Source organism: Brevundimonas aurantiaca (assembly GCF_014199955.1).
Lineage (GTDB): Bacteria > Pseudomonadota > Alphaproteobacteria > Caulobacterales > Caulobacteraceae > Brevundimonas > Brevundimonas aurantiaca.
This window is the reverse complement of record NZ_JACHOQ010000001.1, coordinates 620,286-637,564: the sequence shown is the minus strand read 5'-3', so window position 1 is coordinate 637,564 and position 17,279 is coordinate 620,286. Positions and strand designations below refer to the sequence as shown.

Below are 17,279 nucleotides of genomic sequence, written 5' to 3'. Positions count from 1 at the left end.
AAGGAACGGCGCAACCAGGCTTCAGGCCGAAGTCTTAAGCCGTTCCTCCGCCCTGACAATGTCCGTGAGCGGTACGATGCGAACGAAACGGTCAAGCGTGTTGTCCCAGTCGCTCAACAGGCGCCGCGCCAAGGGCGAAGCCGTCGCGGCCAGGTGCGCCTCGACCAGTTCGCGCAGTCGTTCGGCCGCGGCCGCGTCGATGTCGGTCACGCCCGCCAGATCGCCGTTCAGGGCGCGCTCGGCGTGGCCCGGCTGGTCCAGCACGAACAGCTCGCCGCCGCTCATGCCCGCCGCCAGGTTCCAGCCGACCGAGCCCAGCACGACCACCCGGCCGCCGGTCATATATTCGCAGCCGTGGGCGCCCAGGCCCTCGACCACGGCTTCGGCGCCCGAGTTGCGCACCGCGAACCGCTCGCCCGCCGCGCCGGCGACGAACAGCCGGCCCGAGGTGGCCCCGTACAGGGTCGTGTTGCCGCAGATCAGCTGATCCTCGCGCCATTCCGGCGTGCGGATCGAAATCTCGGCCCCCGACAGACCCTTGCCGACATAGTCGTTGGCCTCGCCCGTCAGATGCAGTTCCAGCCCCTTGGCCGCAAAGGCGCCGAAGCTCTGGCCGGCGATGCCTTCCAGACGCAGCTTCAGCCGTCCGGCCGGACCCTGGGAACCGAAACGCCGCACGATGGCGGACGAGACGGCGGCGCCGACCGTCCGCTGGGTGTTGTTCAGCGGATAGGACAGTTCCAGCGTCTGGCCCCGATCCAGGAACCGCACCGCATCCTTCAGCACCCGGGCGTCCAGACTGTCGGCGATGGGCTTGCGCCCCTTGTCCGCCCATTTGCCGGCGGCGCCCTCGTCCACCTGAACCAGCAGGGGGTTCAGATCGAGGTCGTCCAAGTGCGCCCCGCCGCGCCGGACCTGACGCAACAGGTCGGTGCGGCCGATGATCTCGTCCATCGTCCGGGCGCCGATCGAGGCCAGAATCTCGCGTGTCTCCTCGGCGATGAAGGTGAACAGGTTCACGACCTTGTCCGGCGTGCCGGTGAACTTCTCGCGCAGCCGCTCGTCCTGGGAGCAGACGCCGACGGGGCAGGTGTTCGAATGGCACTGGCGCACCATCAGACAGCCCATGGCGATCAGGGCGGCGGTGCCGACCCCGTATTCCTCGGCGCCCAGCATGGCGGCGATGACGACGTCGCGGCCCGTGCGGACCCCGCCGTCGGTCCTCAGCGTGACTGAGCCGCGCAGATTGTTCAGCGTCAGCACCTGATGGGCCTCGGCCAGGCCGATCTCCCACGGTAGGCCGGCGTATTTGATCGAGGTCTGGGGCGAGGCGCCGGTGCCGCCGTTGTGGCCGGCGATCAGAATGGCGTCGGCATTGGCCTTGGCCACCCCGGACGCAATGGCCCCGATGCCCGAGGCGGACACCAGCTTCACCGTCACCTTGGCGTCTGGGTTGATGGCCTTCAGATCATAGATCAGCTGGGCCAGATCCTCGATCGAATAGATGTCGTGGTGCGGCGGCGGGCTGATCAGGGTCGTGCCGGGCACGGCGTGGCGCATCCGGGCGATGAACTCGGTCACCTTGAAGCCGGGCAGTTGGCCGCCCTCGCCGGGCTTGGCGCCCTGGGCCACCTTGATCTCGATCTCGCGGCACTGGTTCAGATATTCGGCCGTGACGCCGAACCGGCCCGAGGCCACCTGCTTGACCGCCGAATTGGCGTCGTCGCCGTTGGGGCGCGGGTGATAGCGTTCGGGATCCTCGCCGCCTTCGCCCGAGACCGAGCGGGCGCCGATGCGGTTCATGGCGATGTTCAGCGTCTCATGCGCCTCGGGGCCGAGGGCGCCCAGCGACATGGCCTGTGTCAGGAAGCGGCGGCGGATGTCCGACACGCTCTCGACCTGATCGATGGGAATCGGCGTCCCTTCGCGGAAGTCCAGCAGGTCGCGCAGCGACAGGTCCGGCTGGTTTCTGACGGCTTCCGAGAACTGCTTGAACCGGCGGTAGTCGCCCCGGTTGCAGGCGTCCTGCAGCAGATGGATGGTCTTGGCCTCGTGGGCGTGAGCCTCGCCGCCCGCACGGATCTTGAAGAAGCCGCCGATGGCGGGGGAAGGCTGGGCCTCGCCCCAGGCGACCTTGTGCCGCTTCAGCGCCGCCTGCTCCAGACCCGCCAGACCGATGCCGGAGATGCGCGACGGGGCGCCGGGGAAGAACTCGGCCGTCAGGGCCCGCGACAGGCCCAGCACCTCGAACTCGCATCCGCCGCGATAGGCGGAGATGACGCTGATCCCCTTGCGCGCCAGGGTCTTCAAGAGGCCCGCCTCGATGCCCTTCTTGTAGTTCAGACAGGCGTCGCGCAGGGTCAGGCCGGGGTACAGACCCCGGTCCAGACGCTCCTGGAACAGGTCCTGGGCCAGCCAGGCGTTGACGGTGGTGGCGCCGACCCCGACCAGAACCGCGAACCCATGCGGGTCCAGGGTCTCGGCGGTGCGGACCACGATCGAGCAATAGGTCCGCAGACCCGCCGCGGTCAGGCGTCCGTGAACCCCGGCGGTGGCCAGGATCATCGGGGCCGCCAGTCGCGTCGCCGAGCTTTGCTGGTCGGTCAGCACGATCAGGGCGGCGCCGTCGCGGGCGGCGGCCTCGGCCTCGTCCATGATCCGGTCCAGGGCGGCGCGAAGTCCCGCGCCGGGCCGCGCGTCGTCGGCCGGGACGTCATAGCTGCAGTCGATGACCACGGTCGAACCCGCGCCGACAGTCGCGACCATCCGCTCGTACATGCCGTTGGTCAGGACGGGGCTGTCCAGGACAAAGACGTCCGTCTGCGCCTCTTCCTGAGCCAGGATGTTGCCCAGGTTCTTGAACCGGGTCTTCAGGCTCATCGCCCCGGCTTCGCGCAGGGGGTCGATGGGCGGATTTGTCACCTGGCTGAAGTTCTGGCGGAAATAGTGGCTCAGCGGGCGCGGCAGGGCCGACAGAACCGCCGGCGGGGCGTCGTCGCCCATGGAGCCGACCGCCTCCTTGCCGTCGCGCACCAGGGCGTCCAGCAGCAGATCCAGATCTTCGCGGCTGTAGCCGGCGGCGATCTGGCGGCGGGTCAGATCCTCGCCGGAGGCCGAACGCGGTTCCGGTCCGGGGCCGATGATCGGCTCCAGATCCACCATATTGTCCAGCCACTCCGTATAGGGGTGGGCGGCGGCCAGGGCGTCGACGGCCTCATGCTCGTCATAGACCCGGCCATGCTTCATATCGACGGCGATCAGCTTGCCGGGGCCTATGTGCAGGCGCCGCTTCACCCGGCTTTCGGGGATGGGCACCAGACCGGCTTCGGACCCGGCCATCAAGAGGCCGTCCACGGTCTCGACCGCGCGCAGCGGGCGCAGGCCGTTGCGGTCCTTGCCCGCTACGATCCAGCGGCCGTCGGCGGCGCAGATGGCGGCCGGGCCGTCCCACGGCTCCATCACGGCGTTGCAGTAAGCGTAGAAGGCCCGGTGCTCGGGCGGCATGACCACATCGTCCTTGGCCCAGGCCTCGGGGATCAGCAGGGCCTTGGCCATCGGCGCGGGGCGACCGGCATGGACCAGCACCTCCATGACATTGTCCAGGGCGGCCGAGTCGGACCCGCCCGGCTGAACCACCGGCTTCACCTCGCGGTCACGATCCCCGAAGGCCTGGGCGGCCATGCGGATCTCGTGCGACTTCATCCAGTTGAGGTTGCCCTTCAGCGTGTTGATCTCGCCGTTGTGGGCCAGCATGCGGAAGGGCTGGGCCAGCTTCCATTCCGGGAAGGTGTTGGTGGAATAGCGCTGGTGGAAGACGGCGTAGGCCGAGACGAAGCGCGGATCCTCCAGGTCGGGATACAGGTTCCCCAGCAGTTCGGCCCGCACCATCCCCTTGTAGGCGATGGAGCGCGCGGACAGGGTGCAGATGTAGACCCCCGCCAAGTTCTCGGTCTTGACCGTCTTTTCGATGCGGCGGCGGCACAGGTACAGTTCACGCTCCAGCGCCTCGCCGTCCAGCGGCTGGCCGGCGTCGTCCAGCGGCGGGGCCAGCATGATCTGTTCGATCTCGGGCCGGGTGGCTCCGGCCTTGGTCCCGACGACCGACAGGTCGATGGGCGTCTGACGCCAGCCGTAGATCCAGAAGCCGGCGCGCAGGGCCTCGGTCTCGACGATGGCGCGGGCGCGGTCCTGGGCCCCCAGGTCCGTGCGCGGCAGGAAGACCTGGCCCACGCAGATCGGACCGGGCCGCACGGACTGACCGATCGAGGCCACCTGGTCGGCGAAGAAGCCTTGTGGCAGTTCGCACATGACGCCGGCGCCGTCGCCAGACAGGCCGTCGGGATCGACGGCGCCGCGGTGGGCCACGGCCTTCAGGCTGCGGATCGCATATTCGACCACGTCGCGGCGCGGCGTGCCGTCGATGGAGCAGACCAGGCCCACGCCGCAGGCGTCGCGCTCGGCGCTGCGGTCATAGGCGTTTTCGGCTTCCAGCCGGTCGCGGGTCTGTTCGTACTTGTTCAGCCAATCGGTCATGCCGCGACCTCCTCGGTGCGGGTCTTCAGGTAACGATCGATCTCGGCGGCGGCGTCCTGGCCTTCCCGCACAGCCCAGACGACCAGCGAGGCCCCGCGCACCGCGTCGCCGGCGGCGAAGACGCCGGGCAGGCTGGTGGCGAAGCTGACGGCGCCGACCTTGATGGTGCCGTCGTCGCGGAGTGTCAGGTTCGGCTCATGCGCGGCGAAGGGCTCGGGCGAAAAGCCCAGGGCCTCGATGACGATGTCGGCCGGAATATCGAAGTCGGCGCCGGGCACGGGCACGATGTCGCGCCGCTCGCCGGGGGCCGCCTCGGTCAGTTGCATCCGCGCGGCGCGGACGCCGGTGACGCGGTCGCCCTGGGACAGCAGGGCCTTGGGCGCGCCCAGCCATTCGAAGACGACGCCTTCCTCCTCGGCGTTGACCACCTCGCGGGCCGAGCCGGGCATGTTCTCGCGGTCTCGGCGATACAGGCAGGTCACGCTGGCCGCGCCCTGGCGGACGGCGGTGCGGACGCAGTCCATCGCCGTGTCGCCGCCGCCGATCACGACCACCCGCTTGCCGCGCGCCTCGTGCCAGCCGTCCTGTTCGGCGTCGCCTAGGTCGCGCCGGTTCTGGTGCGTCAGATAGGAGAGGGCCGCCACGGTGGAGTCCGGGCCCCGCCCCGGCGCGGACAGGACGCGGGGCTGGTAGACGCCCATGGCCAGGAGGACCACGTCATGGCGGTCGCGCAACTCGGTCAGGGTCACGTCCTTGCCGACCTCGCAGCCCAGGACGAATTGGACGCCGCCGTCGATCAGACGGTCCACGCGCCGCTGGACCACATGCTTCTCCAGCTTGAAGCCGGGAATGCCGTAGATCAGCAGGCCGCCGGCCCGGTCATGACGGTCATAGACGGTGACCTGATAGCCTTCACTGCGCAGCCGGTCGGCGGCGGCCAGACCGGCCGGTCCCGCCCCGACGATGCCGACGCTCTCGCCCCGTTCGGCCTGGGGACGGATCGGTTCGACCCAGCCGTTGGCGAAGGCCTGATCCCCCAGCCAGGCCTCGACCGAGCCGATGGTCACGGCGTCCCAGCCGGACTGGTTCAGGGTGCAGCCGCCTTCGCACAGCCTGTCCTGCGGACAGATGCGGCCGCAGATTTCGGGCATGGTCGAGGTCAGGGAGGCCACGCGCCAGGCTTCGCGCGCCTCGTTCTCGGCCGACAGGCGCAGCCAGTCGGGGATGTTGTTCTGAAGCGGGCAGGCGTTTTGGCAGAACGGCACGCCGCAGTCGGTGCAGCGCGACGCCTGTTTCTCCGCCGTCTCGGTCGAGGGCGGAATCGTGATTTCACCGAAACCGCGCGTGCGCAGTTCGGCGGAGGCCTTGGACAGGCGGCGGGGTTCGACCACGAAAGTCCCGCCTTGCTTCAGGGTCTTATGCATCCCTCGCATATGCAGCAAAGCGGCGGTGTGAGGCAAATATTATTGCCGCTACGGGCTATTGCTCGAGAAAATCGCAACAAATGATCAGATATGCGCGCAATGTGGCGATAAATGTGTGCGCCCGCCGCTCCACTTGGAACGGCTTTAGGGTCTGTAGGCGCCAAATTCGGAACCTGGGCGGCGTCCGTTCGTTGAGCTCGTCTCAACCGCAATCGAAAACGGGGGCTCCATGCCGAGATGGACCACGCCGACTGGGCTGGGAGGATGGCTGACGCTGCTCCTGGGCCTCCTTATCTCCCTGATCGGAGCGATCCTCGCCTTCGGCGGGGCGCAGCTCGCGGCCCTGGGCGGCTCCTGGTATTATCTGATCGTCGGCCTGCTGCTGATCGCCTCGGGCGTGCTTCTGGTCTTGCGCGACGTGCGGGGCGCCTGGATCTACGGCGGCGCCTTCCTGTTCACCCTGGTCTGGGCGCTTTGGGAAAAGGGGCTGGACGGATGGGCCCTGGTCCCGCGTCTGATCGGCCCGCTGGTTCTGATGTTCCTGGTTCTGGCTAGCCTGCCCGTGCTGATGGGGCGGGGCGGCAAACGGCTGGCGGGCGGCGGCGCCCTGGGACTGGCGGTCCTTACGGTGGTGTTCGGCTTCGCCGTGGCCCAGGCCAACCGCGCTCAGATCGCCAGCCCGACGCCGGGCGCGCGCGGCGCCTACAACGACCCGGCCCTGCTGAAGACCGGCGCCGACTGGCCCGCCTGGGGCGGCACGGACAGCGCCCAGCGCTATTCGCCTCTGACGCAGATCAACAAGGACAATGTCGGTCGACTGGAACGGGCCTGGACCTTCCGCACCGGCGATCTGCCGGAAGAACGATGGGGCGCGGAGACCACGCCTCTGAAGATCGGCGACACCGTCTATCTCTGCTCTGCCCGCAACAAACTGTTCGCCCTGGACGCCGCCACGGGGCGACAGAAGTGGGCCTATGATCCTCAGGTCGCCGACGAGAACATCCCCTATACGGCCGCCTGCCGGGGCGTGACCTATCACGCGCGGGCCGGCGCCGACGCGGCCGAGCCGTGCGCGACCAAGATCGTCGAGGGCACTCTGGACGGCCGCATCATCGCTGTCGATGCGCGCACCGGACGCCCCTGTCCGGCCTTCGGCCAGAACGGCGCCGTCGATATCAAGCGCGGCATGGGCGAGCCCTATCCGGGCATGGTCTCGATAACTTCCGCCCCTGTGATCGTGCGCGGGGTGATCGTCACGGGGCATCAGGTGCTGGACGGCCAGAAGCGCTGGAACGCCTCGGGCGTGATCCAGGGCTTCGATGTGGAGACGGGTGAACTGCGTTTCGCCTGGGACATGATGCGCCCCGACCGCAACGGCCTGCCGCCGGAAGGAGAGACCTATACGCCGGGCACGCCCAATATGTGGACCACGGCCACGGGGGACGAGGCGCTGGGCCTAGTCTATCTGCCCATGGGTAATTCGTCCGCCGACTACTGGTCCAGCTCGCGGCGACCGGCCGAGAATGAATACTCCACCGCCCTGGTCGCGCTGGACGTGACGACCGGCAAGCCCCGCTGGCATTTCCAGACGGTGCATAAGGACGTCTGGGACTTCGACCTGGGCTCTCAGGCGACCTTAATCGACTTCCCGACGGGGGGCGGCGTGGTTCCGGCCCTGCTGCTGCCCACCAAACAGGGCGACATGTATGTGTTCAACCGCGCCACCGGCCAGTTGCTGCATGGGGTCGAGGAACGTCCGGTCCCGACCACGGGCGGAACCGAACAGGGCCAGCGGTCGCCCACCCAGCCCTTTTCGCTGTTCGCCACCCTGCGCAAGCCCAATCTGGAGGAGCGGGACATGTGGGGCATGTCGCCCATCGACCAGATGTTCTGCCGCATCAACTTCAGGAAGGCCGACTATCAGGGCTATTACACCCCGCCATCGACCAACCACTACATCAACTATCCCGGCTATAACGGCGGCTCCGACTGGGGCGGCGTGGCGGTCGATCCTGTGCGCGGCGTGATCATCGCCAACTACAACGACATGCCCAACTACAACCGGCTGGTGCCGCGCGAAGAGGCCAATGAGAGGGGCTGGTTCCCGCGTGACGACCCTCGCTACATCGCCCAGCAGCAGCAGGCGAGCGTGCGCGGCGGCAGCCTGTCCAAGGGGGAAGGCGCCGGCGATCCGCAGATCGGCGTCCCCTACGCCATCGACGTCAACGCCGGCTGGCGCGTGAAGTGGACGGGCCTGCTGTGCAAGGAGCCTCCGTACGGCGGCATCACCGCCATCGACATGCGGTCCGGCAAGACCCTGTGGGACCGGCCGTTCGGCACGGCGCGCAAGAACGGGCCGTGGGGCATCCCCTCGCACCTGCCGCTGGAGATCGGCACGCCGAACAACGGCGGTTCGGTGGTGACGGCCGGCGGCCTGATCTTCATCGCCGCGGCGACCGACGACCTGATCCGCGCCATCGACATCGAAACCGGCGAGACCGTCTGGTCCGACGTCCTGCCGGCCGGCGGCCAGGCCAATCCGATGATCTATGAGCAGAACGGCCGCCAGTATCTCGTCATCATGGCGGGCGGCCACCACTTCATGGAGACGCCGAAGGGCGACTATGTGATCGCCTATGCCCTGCCCGAGGGCATAGCATAGGGTTGCTTTTGGGCCGATCGCGCTTCGCGCTGCTTGAGGCCGTGATGAAATGATCCGAAAGGGCCGGAGGCGGAAAACGTCTCCGGCCTTTTTGCGTCACGGCCGCGTCTGGCCCTGACCCCGCACGACGTATTTGTAGGTGGTCAGCTGTTCGGCGCCAACCGGGCCGCGGGCGTGCAGGCGGGCGGTCGAAATGCCGATCTCGCCGCCGAAGCCGAACTCTCCCCCGTCGGCGAACTGGGTCGAGGCGTTGATCAGGACGATGGCGCTGTCCACCTGGGCGGCGAACCGTTCAGCGGACGTGGCGTCGGTGGTGATGATCGCCTCCGTATGGCCCGAACCGTAGCGGGCGATGTGGGCCACGGCCGCGTCCAGATCCTCCACCACCCGAACCGCCAGGACGGGCGCCAGATATTCGGTGGTCCAGTCCGCCTCCGTCGCCGGGACCATGGCGGGGACCAGGGCCCGCGCCGCATCGTCTCCACGCAGTTCGCATCCGGCGGCGATCAGGTCGGCGGCGACCGGGGGCAGCAGGCGTTCGGCAGCCGCGCGGTCCACCAGCAGGGTCTCGGTCGCGCCGCAGACCGAAACCCGTCGCATCTTGGCGTTCAGCACCACCGCGCGCGCGACCTCCAGATCGGCCGCCTCATGCAGATAGGTGTGGTTCAGCCCCTCCAGATGGCTGAGGACGGCGGTCTTGGCCTCGGCCTGGACGCGGGCCACCAGGCTCTTGCCGCCGCGCGGAATGATGACGTCGATCGCCCCCTCCAGCCCGCCCAGCATCAGGCCGACGGCTTCGCGGTCGGGCGTATCGACCAGTTGCACCGCATCCGCCGGCAGGCCGGCCTCCGCCAGGGATTCCGCGATCAGGCCGGCGATGGCGAGGGAGGACTGGAGGCAATCCGATCCACAGCGCAGGATGGCGGCGTTGCCCGAGCGGATGCACAGGGCGGCGGCGTCGGCGGTGACGTTGGGGCGGCTCTCATAGATCACGCCCAGCACGCCGATCGGGGTGCGGACCCGCGCGATGTCCAGGCCGTTGGCGGGGGTCCAGCGCTCGGTCTCGACGCCCAGGGGATCGGGCACGGCGGCGATGGTCTTGACCGCCTGGGCCATGCCGGCGACGCGGGCGGGGGTCAGCAGCAATCGGTCGATTTGGGCCTCGGCCATGCCGTTCGCACGGGCTGCGGCCACGTCTCGGGCGTTGGCGGCCAGAATGTCCGCCTCGGCGGCGGTCAATCGTCGGGCCAGGCTGTCCAGCGCGCGGGTGCGGGCGCCGGCCGGGGCGTCGCGCAGACCCGCCGCAGCGGCGCGGGCGCATCGGCCCCGCTCCAGCATCTGTTCGTTCAGCGTCAGAGTCTCGGTCATCGGTCGTCCAGCACCAGGTCGTCGCGGTGGATCAGGACCGAGGCGCCGCGATAGCCCAGAACGGACTCGATCTCATCGCTGCGGCGGCCCCGGATGCGGGCGGCCTCTTCGGCGGCGTAGGCGGCTAGGCCCACCCCGACAGGCTGGTTCTCGGCGTCGGTCAGGCGCACGCAGTCGCCCTTTTCGAAATCGCCGGTCACGGCCGTGACCCCGGCGGGCAACAGGCTCTTGCCGGCCTTCAGCGCGGCGACGGCGCCGTCGTCCAGCGTCAGGGCGCCGGCCGGGGACAGGCTGCCGGCGATCCACTGCTTATAGGCGGCCATCGGGGTGTCCGGCGCCGTGATCAGGGTGGCGCGCGCCCCGGTGCGAACCGCGCTCAGAGGCGACAGGGTCTGGCCCGAGGCGATTACGGTGGCGCAGCCGGCCGAGCGAGCGATCTGGGCGGCGGCCAGCTTGGTCGCCATGCCGCCGGTGCCGACCCCGGCCTGGGCGTTGGCGCCGCCGCCCATGGCCAGGACGTCGGGGCCGAGGCTCTCGATCAGAGGCAGGTGGACGGCGGCCGGGTCGCGACGCGGGTCGGCGGTGTAGAGGCCGTCGACGTCCGACAGCAGCACCAGCAGATCGGCCCGCGCCAGCTGGGCCGTGCGCGCCGCCAGCCGGTCGTTGTCGCCATAGCGGATCTCTTCGGTGGCGACGGTGTCGTTCTCATTGACGATGGGCACGACCCCGTGGGCCAGCAGGGCCTCGACCGTGGCGCGGCCGTTCAGCCAGCGCCGGCGCCGCTCGGTGTCGTCGCGGGTCAAGAGGACCTGCCCGGCGACCAGACCATGGGGCGCCAGGGCCTCGGACCAGGCGGCCATCAGCAGGGACTGGCCCACCGAGGCCGCCGCCTGCTTGTCCTCCAGCCGCGCGCCCAGGTTCGGCAGGCGGCCGCGCCCCAGTGCGATCGAACCGGACGAGACGACGATCACCTCGCGGCCCTCAGCCTTCAGTCGCGCCAGATCCTCGGCCATGGCGGCCAGCCAGTCGCGCGTCGGCCGCCGCGTCTCGGCGTCGATCAACAGAGACGATCCGATCTTGACCACGACCCGGCGGGCGGCCCCCAGGGCGGAGGCGGCGTCCGGGCGCGGCGCGGGGGAGGCGGCCTGGGACATGAAGGTTTCTCTAAACGGCCGATCGCCGCTTGTCTCTTGTCGTCTGTGCCGCCACAGCAGGGCGATGATGGAATCCCTGTCCCCTATCGCCGCCGGCGCCCTGGGCAGTCTGGCGGCGGGTCTGATGACGGCGGTCGACGCGGCGCCGATGCTGGTGGTCAAAAGGCCCGGTCAGCAGACCCAGAGCGTGCTCCTGGGCTTCGCCGCCGGGGTGATGCTGGCGGCCTCCTTCTTCTCGCTGATCATGCCGGGGGTGGAGGTGCTGCAAACGGGCGGGGCGTCGCGCGGCTGGGCGGCGGGAACCATGGCGGCGGCGGTGCTGATCGGGGCCACGGTCATCGGCCTGATGAACCGGTTCGCGCCGGTGGACATGCTGGCGATCGGACCGGCCCAGTCGAAACATCTGGCGCGCCGCATCTGGCTGTTCATCATCGCCATAACCCTGCACAACTTCCCCGAGGGCGCGGCCGTGGGCGTCAGCTTCGGCGGCGGCGACCTGCACCAGGGGCTGGCGACGACGCTCGGCATCGGGATTCAGAACATGCCCGAAGGCCTGGCCGTGTCGGCGGCCATGGCCTCGCTGGGGTATGGCCGCATCGCCGCCTTTGCGGCCGCCCTGGCCTCGGGTCTGGTCGAGCCGGTCGGCGGGCTGATCGGCGCGAGCGTGGTCGGCGCCTTGCCCGGCGCCCTGCCCTGGGGCCTGGGTCTGGCGGCCGGAGCCATGATCTACGTCGTCACCGCAGAGATCATTCCCGAGACGCGTGAGCGATCGACCGGCGACGGCTCCATGATCGGGCTGATGGTCGGTCTGGTGGGGATGATGTTCCTGGACATCGCCCTGGGCTGAGCTTGGCCTTTAGGCTGCTCTCGAGTTGAAGGACTTCGGGCGCCTGTTACATCATTTACATGCGGCGCGGGTCTGGACGGGGGCGGTCGCCAGAGGTTAGGCCACCAGTTCGCCGATCCATCTGCCCCGAAGGAGCGCCCCATTAAGACGCGACCTGAAAAGCCTTCGGCTTCCCGTCGAAACTTCTTGTCTGGCCTCGGGCTTCTCGCCCTGATGGGCGCCGGAGTGTATTCCATGCCTGCTTCCGCCGAAACCGCCCGCGCCGTTCAGCGTCACCGCCAGCGGATCGAGGATCTGATTTCGGCCATGACGGTCGAGGAGAAGGCGGGCCAGCTCAATCTGCTCGCCGATCCGTTCCGCTGGATGCCGACGGCGGTGAACCCGCTGGACGGCACGGGCGATCCCGCCCGCGTCACCGCCATGATCCGCGAGGGCAAGGTCGGCAGCCTGTTCAACGGCATCGGCGCCGAGGCCGGCCGCCGCATCCAGCAGGTCGCGATGGAAGAGAGCCGGCTGAAGATCCCGCTGCTGTTCGCGGCGGACGTGATCCACGGCCTGTCCACCATCTTCCCCGTACCCCTGGCCGAGGCGGCGGCTTTCGACACTCAACTGGCCTATCGCACCGCCCGGGCGGCGGCGGTGGAGACGGCGGCCTCGGCCGTGCACCAGACCTACGCCCCCATGGTGGACGTGGCCCGCGACCAACGCTGGGGCCGAAACGTCGAGGGCGCCGGCGAGGACGTTCTGCTGAACAATCTGCTGGCCGCCGCCCGGGTGCGCGGCTTCCAGGGTGAAAAGGGGCTGGACGACCGCGACGCCGTCCTGGCCACCGCCAAACACATGGCCGCCTATTCGGCCGCCATCGGCGGGGTCGAGTACAACACCACCGACATGAGCGAGCAGACGCTGCGCGGCTTCTTCCTGCCGCCGTTCAAGGCGGCGGTGGATGCGGGCTGTCTGTCGATCATGAGCGCCTTCAACGATCTGAACGGGGTTCCGGCCTCGGGCAGCCGCAAACTGCTGACCGACATTCTGCGCGGCGAATGGGGTTTCGAGGGCTTCGTCGTCTCGGATTACACCTCCGAACAGGAGCTGATCGCCCACGGCTTCGCCGAGGACGGCCGCGACGCCGCCCGCCTGGCCTTCAACGCCGGCGTGGACGTGTCGATGGTCTCGGGCCTCTATCTGGAGCATCTGCCCAGCCTGGTCGCCTCGGGCGAGGTGTCGATGGCCCGACTGGACGAGGCGGTGCGCCGTCTGCTGCACACCAAGGCGGCGCTGGGCCTGTTCGACGATCCCTATCGCGGCACGGACGTGGCGCGTGAGAAGGCCGTGGTCGGCTCGCGCGATCATATCGCCCTGTCGCGCGAAGCGGGCCGCAAGTCCGTGGTCCTGCTGAAGAACGACAACGGCCTTCTGCCCCTGAACAAGAGCCAGAAGATCGCCCTGATCGGCCCGTTCGCCGACGACGTGGACAATGTCTGGGGGCCGTGGACCATCTGGGGCGCGCCTGAGCGTCGCGTCTCGCTGGAGGCCGGCTTCCGCGCCGCCATGAGCGATCCGCAAGCCCTGACCGTCGCGCGCGGCTCGGGCGTCGAGAGCGCGCTGGACGGCGGCATCGACGAGGCTGTCCGTGCGGCCGCCAACGCTGATGTCATCGTGCTGGCCATCGGCGAAAGCCAGAAGATGTCGGGCGAGGCACAGTCCCGCACTGAGATCGTCGTGCCGGCGCCGCAGATGGCTCTGGTCGACGCCATGGCCGCCCTGAACAAGCCCATGGTCATCCTGCTGCGCAACGGCCGGGCCCTGGCGCTGGAGGGCAATGTCAAGAACGCCCAAGCCGTCGTCGTGACCTGGTTCCTGGGCGAGCAGATGGGCCACGCCGTCGCCGACGTGATCTTCGGCGACCATGGCCCCTCGGCCCGCCTGCCGATCAGCTTCCCGCACAAGTCGGGCCAGCAGCCCTATTCCTACGACCACAAGAACACGGGACGTCCGGCCAACCCGGACCTGCCGGTCGAGGAATACAAGGCCCGCTATCGCGAGACGACCAACACGGCCCTCTATCCGTTCGGTTTCGGCCTGACCTATGGCGAGGTGGTCTATGGGCCGGTTGAGATGGCGAGCGATCAACTGCCGTGGAACGGGACGCTGGACGTCGCCGTCACCGTGACCAACCAGGGCGCCCACCCGGCCGAGGAACTGGTGCAGCTCTATATCCACGACCGGGTCGCCAGCCTGACCCAACCGGGCCGTCTGCTGAAGGATTTCAAACGGGTCAGCCTGCGTCCCGGTCAGAGCCAGACGGTGCGTTTCACCCTGAACCCGCGTCAGCTGGGCTTCATCGGCGAGGACGGCGCCTACCGGATCGAACCCGGCCTGTTCGACCTGTGGCTGGCCCCGCACGCCCAGGGCGGTTCGGCGGCTCAGTTCCGTCTGATCGGCCCGGCCTGATCCTGCGGACGTTGACGGAGCGGACGGCAGGGCTTAACGAGCCCGCCGTTTGTCTTCGGCCTCCTTTCGGGCTGGATTCGTGTTTAGGAGCGCGCCCATGACGACCAAGATTCTTCCGGGCGCCACAGGCGTTCTCGCGCTTGCAGACGGCACGATCCTTCAGGGAATCGGAGTCGGGGCTGTCGGATCGGCCCTGGGCGAGGTGGTCTTCAACACCGCCATGACGGGCTATCAGGAGATCCTGACCGACCCGTCCTACATGAGCCAGATCCTGGCCTTCACCTTCCCGCACGTCGGCAATGTGGGGACCAATGTCGAAGACATCGAACAGATGGGCGGCGGGTCCGACACCTCGGCGCGGGGCGCGATCTTCCGCGACGTGCCGACCGATCCGGCCAACTATCGCTCGGATGCGGGCTTCGACGCCTGGATGAAGCGTCGCGGCGTCGTGGGTCTGGCCGGGGTGGACACCCGCGCCCTGACCAAGATCATCCGAGACAAGGGCGCGCCCCACGCCGTGATCGCCCATGATCCGGACGGAAACTTCGACCTAGAAGCCTTGGTCGACCAGGCCAAGGCCTGGACCGGGCTGGTGGGTCTGGACCTGGCCAAGCCCGCCTCGACGCTGCAGGCCTTCGAATGGAACGAGGGTCTGTGGCAATGGCCTGAGGGTCATCCCAAGACCGAAGGCCGCAAGGAGGTGGTGGTCATCGACTATGGCGTGAAGCGCAACATCCTGCGCGCCCTGGCCTCGACCGGCGCCAAGATCACCGTGGTCCCGGCCACGACCACGGCGGAAGAGGTTCTGGCGCGCAATCCCGACGGCGTGGTCCTGTCGAACGGCCCGGGCGATCCGGCCGCGACCGGTGAATACGCCGTGCCGGAGATCCAGAAGCTGGTCGCCAGCGGCAAGCCCCTGATGGGCATCTGCCTGGGCCACCAGATGCTGGCTCTGGCCCTGGGCGCCAAGACGGTGAAGATGGATCAGGGCCACCACGGCGCCAACCATCCGGTCAAGGATTTGACCACCGGCAAGGTCGAGATCGTCTCGATGAACCACGGCTTTACGGTCGATCGCGACAGCCTGCCCGACGCCGTGACCGAAACCCACGTCAGCCTGTTCGACGGCACCAACTGCGGCATCGCCGTCAAGGACAAGCCGATCTTCAGCGTTCAGCACCACCCCGAGGCCTCGCCCGGACCCACGGACAGCCTGTATCTGTTCGACCGGTTCGCCGATCTGATGGCCGCGCGCTGAGCCGATGAAACAGGCAGCGGCCCGGTCGGACTATCTGGACTGGCTGGCCCAGGCGCTGGAGGCGGAGCGCGGGATGACTCCCTTGCCTGACGGCGATGTGGTGGTCGGCTACGCCACCGGCTATGATGCGGCCGATGTCGCGCCCTTCGTGCGGTCCCTGCGGGCGGTGTTCGACGGTCCTGTCGCCCTGGTGGTGGATACGGACGCCGAGTTGCGCGAGTTCCTGGCCCAGAATGACGTGACCGCCGTGGACGCGCCGACCTGGCGCGGCTGGGCGCCCCATCCGGTGATGCAGAGGTTCGTCGCCTTCGCCGGCCTGCTGGGCGATCGGCCCGGCGCCGCTCTGGCCTGCGACGTGCGCGACGTCGTCTTTCAGGCTTCGCCGTTCGCGCCCCATCCGCACGGGCTGGAAGTCTTCATCGAGGCTGACGCCCCCCTGGGCGATCATGCCTTCAACATGAAATATCTGCGCGCCCTGTTCGGCGAGGCGACGGCGACGGCCCTGGCCGATCGTTCCTGCCTGTGCGTGGGCACCCTCTTGGGGCCGCGGGTCGAGGTGTCGCGCCTGTCGCGGCTGATCCTGTCGCTGGCCGCAATTCCGCGTTCCGAGATCGGCGGGGCCTTCGGCGCGGATCAGGCGGCCTTCAACATGGCGATCCATCAGGGTCTGGCGGCGGCGACGGTCCAGCCCAACTATGGCCGTGTGGCGACCCTGGGCCTGACGCCGGGCGACCTTCTGTCGGTGCAAGGCGGCCGGGTCGTCAACCCGGACGGCACGGCCAGCGCCGTCGTGCACCAGCATGACCGCCATCCCCATTTGGACGCGGCGATGCATCAGCGGTGGGGTGGCGGTTTCGAGCACCGCAAACGCGTCCGCCCCAAGTCCGCCCGTCAAAAGCTGGACAAGCTGGCGGCCTCGCTGAGACGTCGGACGCCGGAGCTCCGCTGATCAGGCCAGGCGACCCGCCAACGGATCAGGGCAGGGGGGCGAAACTCTTGTCCTCGCGAAGGGCGCTGGCCTTCCGCACGGCCATCGGCGCGGCATGCAGCCAGTAGTCGGCGTCTTCCAGCCGATGCTCGCGGCGGCGCTCCAGGCCGCGCATCCGCCTGAGGGCGGCGTTTTCAAGAAGGCGCGCATGCAGGGCGCGGGGCGACAGTTCGACGATGGCGGGAGAGCCGGGGACGGCGACGGCGTCGGGGCCTTGGGGCTCCACCGCCGGACGGGCGATGGCGATATACATCAGGATCTCGGTTCAGAAGGACAGGCGCTTCTGCGCCGCGCTAACGGGGAATTAACCACAACGCCTGTGGATAGTTCCTGAGTGCGTCCGAAAAAAGTCCGTGATTCGAATGACTTGGTGTCTCGATCCGAACAAAATACTTACTGAGATCTTAATCTGGAGGCGGAGCGCTTTCTCAATACGCCTCGTCATGCCGCCGATGAACGGCGCCGGTGGCAGTCCCTAGGGGAGTCGAACCCCTCTTTTCAGGTTGAAAACCTGACGTCCTAACCGATAGACGAAGGGACCGCAGCCGGGGCGGCGCATTTGCCCCGGATTGGTCCCTTCTGCAAGCGAAA

General features: G+C 68.7%; 10 protein-coding genes and 1 tRNA gene. 5 read left to right on the top strand and 6 right to left on the bottom strand.

All coding sequences use genetic code 11. The annotated features are described in order from the left end of the window. Positions 1 to 21 precede the first annotated feature (21 nt). Positions 22 to 4,533 (bottom strand): glutamate synthase large subunit, encoded by a 4,512-nt coding sequence (gene gltB, locus GGQ93_RS03105; RefSeq protein ID WP_183215087.1) that lies wholly within the window; start codon positions 4,531 to 4,533, stop codon positions 22 to 24. Next, positions 4,530 to 5,957, bottom strand: a complete 1,428-nt coding sequence (locus GGQ93_RS03100) for an NAD(P)-dependent oxidoreductase (protein ID WP_183215086.1) — start codon at positions 5,955 to 5,957, stop codon at positions 4,530 to 4,532. The genes gltB and GGQ93_RS03100 overlap by 4 nt, the downstream gene beginning before the upstream one ends. 229 nt (positions 5,958 to 6,186) lie before the next feature. On the opposite strand from GGQ93_RS03100, the gene GGQ93_RS03095 reads away from it, so the two are divergent. Continuing rightward, positions 6,187 to 8,619 carry a membrane-bound PQQ-dependent dehydrogenase, glucose/quinate/shikimate family gene (locus GGQ93_RS03095; protein ID WP_183215085.1) on the top strand — a complete coding sequence of 811 codons (2,433 nt, stop codon included), beginning with the start codon at positions 6,187 to 6,189 and terminating at the stop codon, positions 8,617 to 8,619. 96 nt (positions 8,620 to 8,715) lie between these two features. Here the strand turns inward: GGQ93_RS03095 and GGQ93_RS03090 are convergent, their stop codons facing one another. Together GGQ93_RS03090 and proB are read right to left on the bottom strand one after the other, a co-directional pair. Next, a complete protein-coding gene (locus GGQ93_RS03090; protein WP_183215084.1) occupies positions 8,716 to 9,987 on the bottom strand; it encodes a glutamate-5-semialdehyde dehydrogenase in 1,272 nt (423 codons plus the stop codon). After that, positions 9,984 to 11,141 carry a glutamate 5-kinase gene (proB, locus tag GGQ93_RS03085; RefSeq protein WP_183215083.1) on the bottom strand — a complete coding sequence of 386 codons (1,158 nt, stop codon included), beginning with the start codon at positions 11,139 to 11,141 and terminating at the stop codon, positions 9,984 to 9,986. The genes GGQ93_RS03090 and proB overlap by 4 nt, the downstream gene beginning before the upstream one ends. A 64-nt stretch (positions 11,142 to 11,205) precedes the next feature. Between proB and GGQ93_RS03080 the strand changes: the two genes are divergently transcribed. The 4 genes from GGQ93_RS03080 to GGQ93_RS03065 all read left to right on the top strand — a co-directional run bounded on the left by GGQ93_RS03080 (position 11,206) and on the right by GGQ93_RS03065 (position 16,649). Then, on the top strand, positions 11,206 to 11,988 hold the full coding sequence (locus GGQ93_RS03080; RefSeq protein WP_221233500.1) for a ZIP family metal transporter: 783 nt from the start codon (positions 11,206 to 11,208) through the stop codon (positions 11,986 to 11,988). 234 nt (positions 11,989 to 12,222) lie between these two features. Next, a complete protein-coding gene (locus tag GGQ93_RS03075) occupies positions 12,223 to 14,442 on the top strand; it encodes a glycoside hydrolase family 3 N-terminal domain-containing protein (RefSeq protein WP_183215082.1) in 2,220 nt (739 codons plus the stop codon). A gap of 97 nt (positions 14,443 to 14,539) precedes the next feature. Next, the gene (gene carA, locus GGQ93_RS03070) at positions 14,540 to 15,700 is read left to right on the top strand and encodes a glutamine-hydrolyzing carbamoyl-phosphate synthase small subunit (RefSeq protein WP_152950950.1); all 1,161 of its coding nucleotides are present in this window, start codon (positions 14,540 to 14,542) and stop codon (positions 15,698 to 15,700) included. A 4-nt stretch (positions 15,701 to 15,704) separates the two neighbouring features. Further along, positions 15,705 to 16,649 (top strand): hypothetical protein, encoded by a 945-nt coding sequence (locus GGQ93_RS03065; RefSeq protein WP_183215081.1) that lies wholly within the window; start codon positions 15,705 to 15,707, stop codon positions 16,647 to 16,649. Positions 16,650 to 16,674: 25 nt separating this feature from the next. Here GGQ93_RS03065 and GGQ93_RS03060 read toward each other — a convergent pair whose 3' ends face one another. Beyond that, complete coding sequence (locus GGQ93_RS03060) at positions 16,675 to 16,941, bottom strand: hypothetical protein (RefSeq protein WP_152950948.1); 267 nt, start codon at positions 16,939 to 16,941, stop codon at positions 16,675 to 16,677. A gap of 213 nt (positions 16,942 to 17,154) precedes the next feature. Then, positions 17,155 to 17,229 (bottom strand) — tRNA-Glu (locus GGQ93_RS03055). Positions 17,230 to 17,279 lie beyond the last annotated feature (50 nt).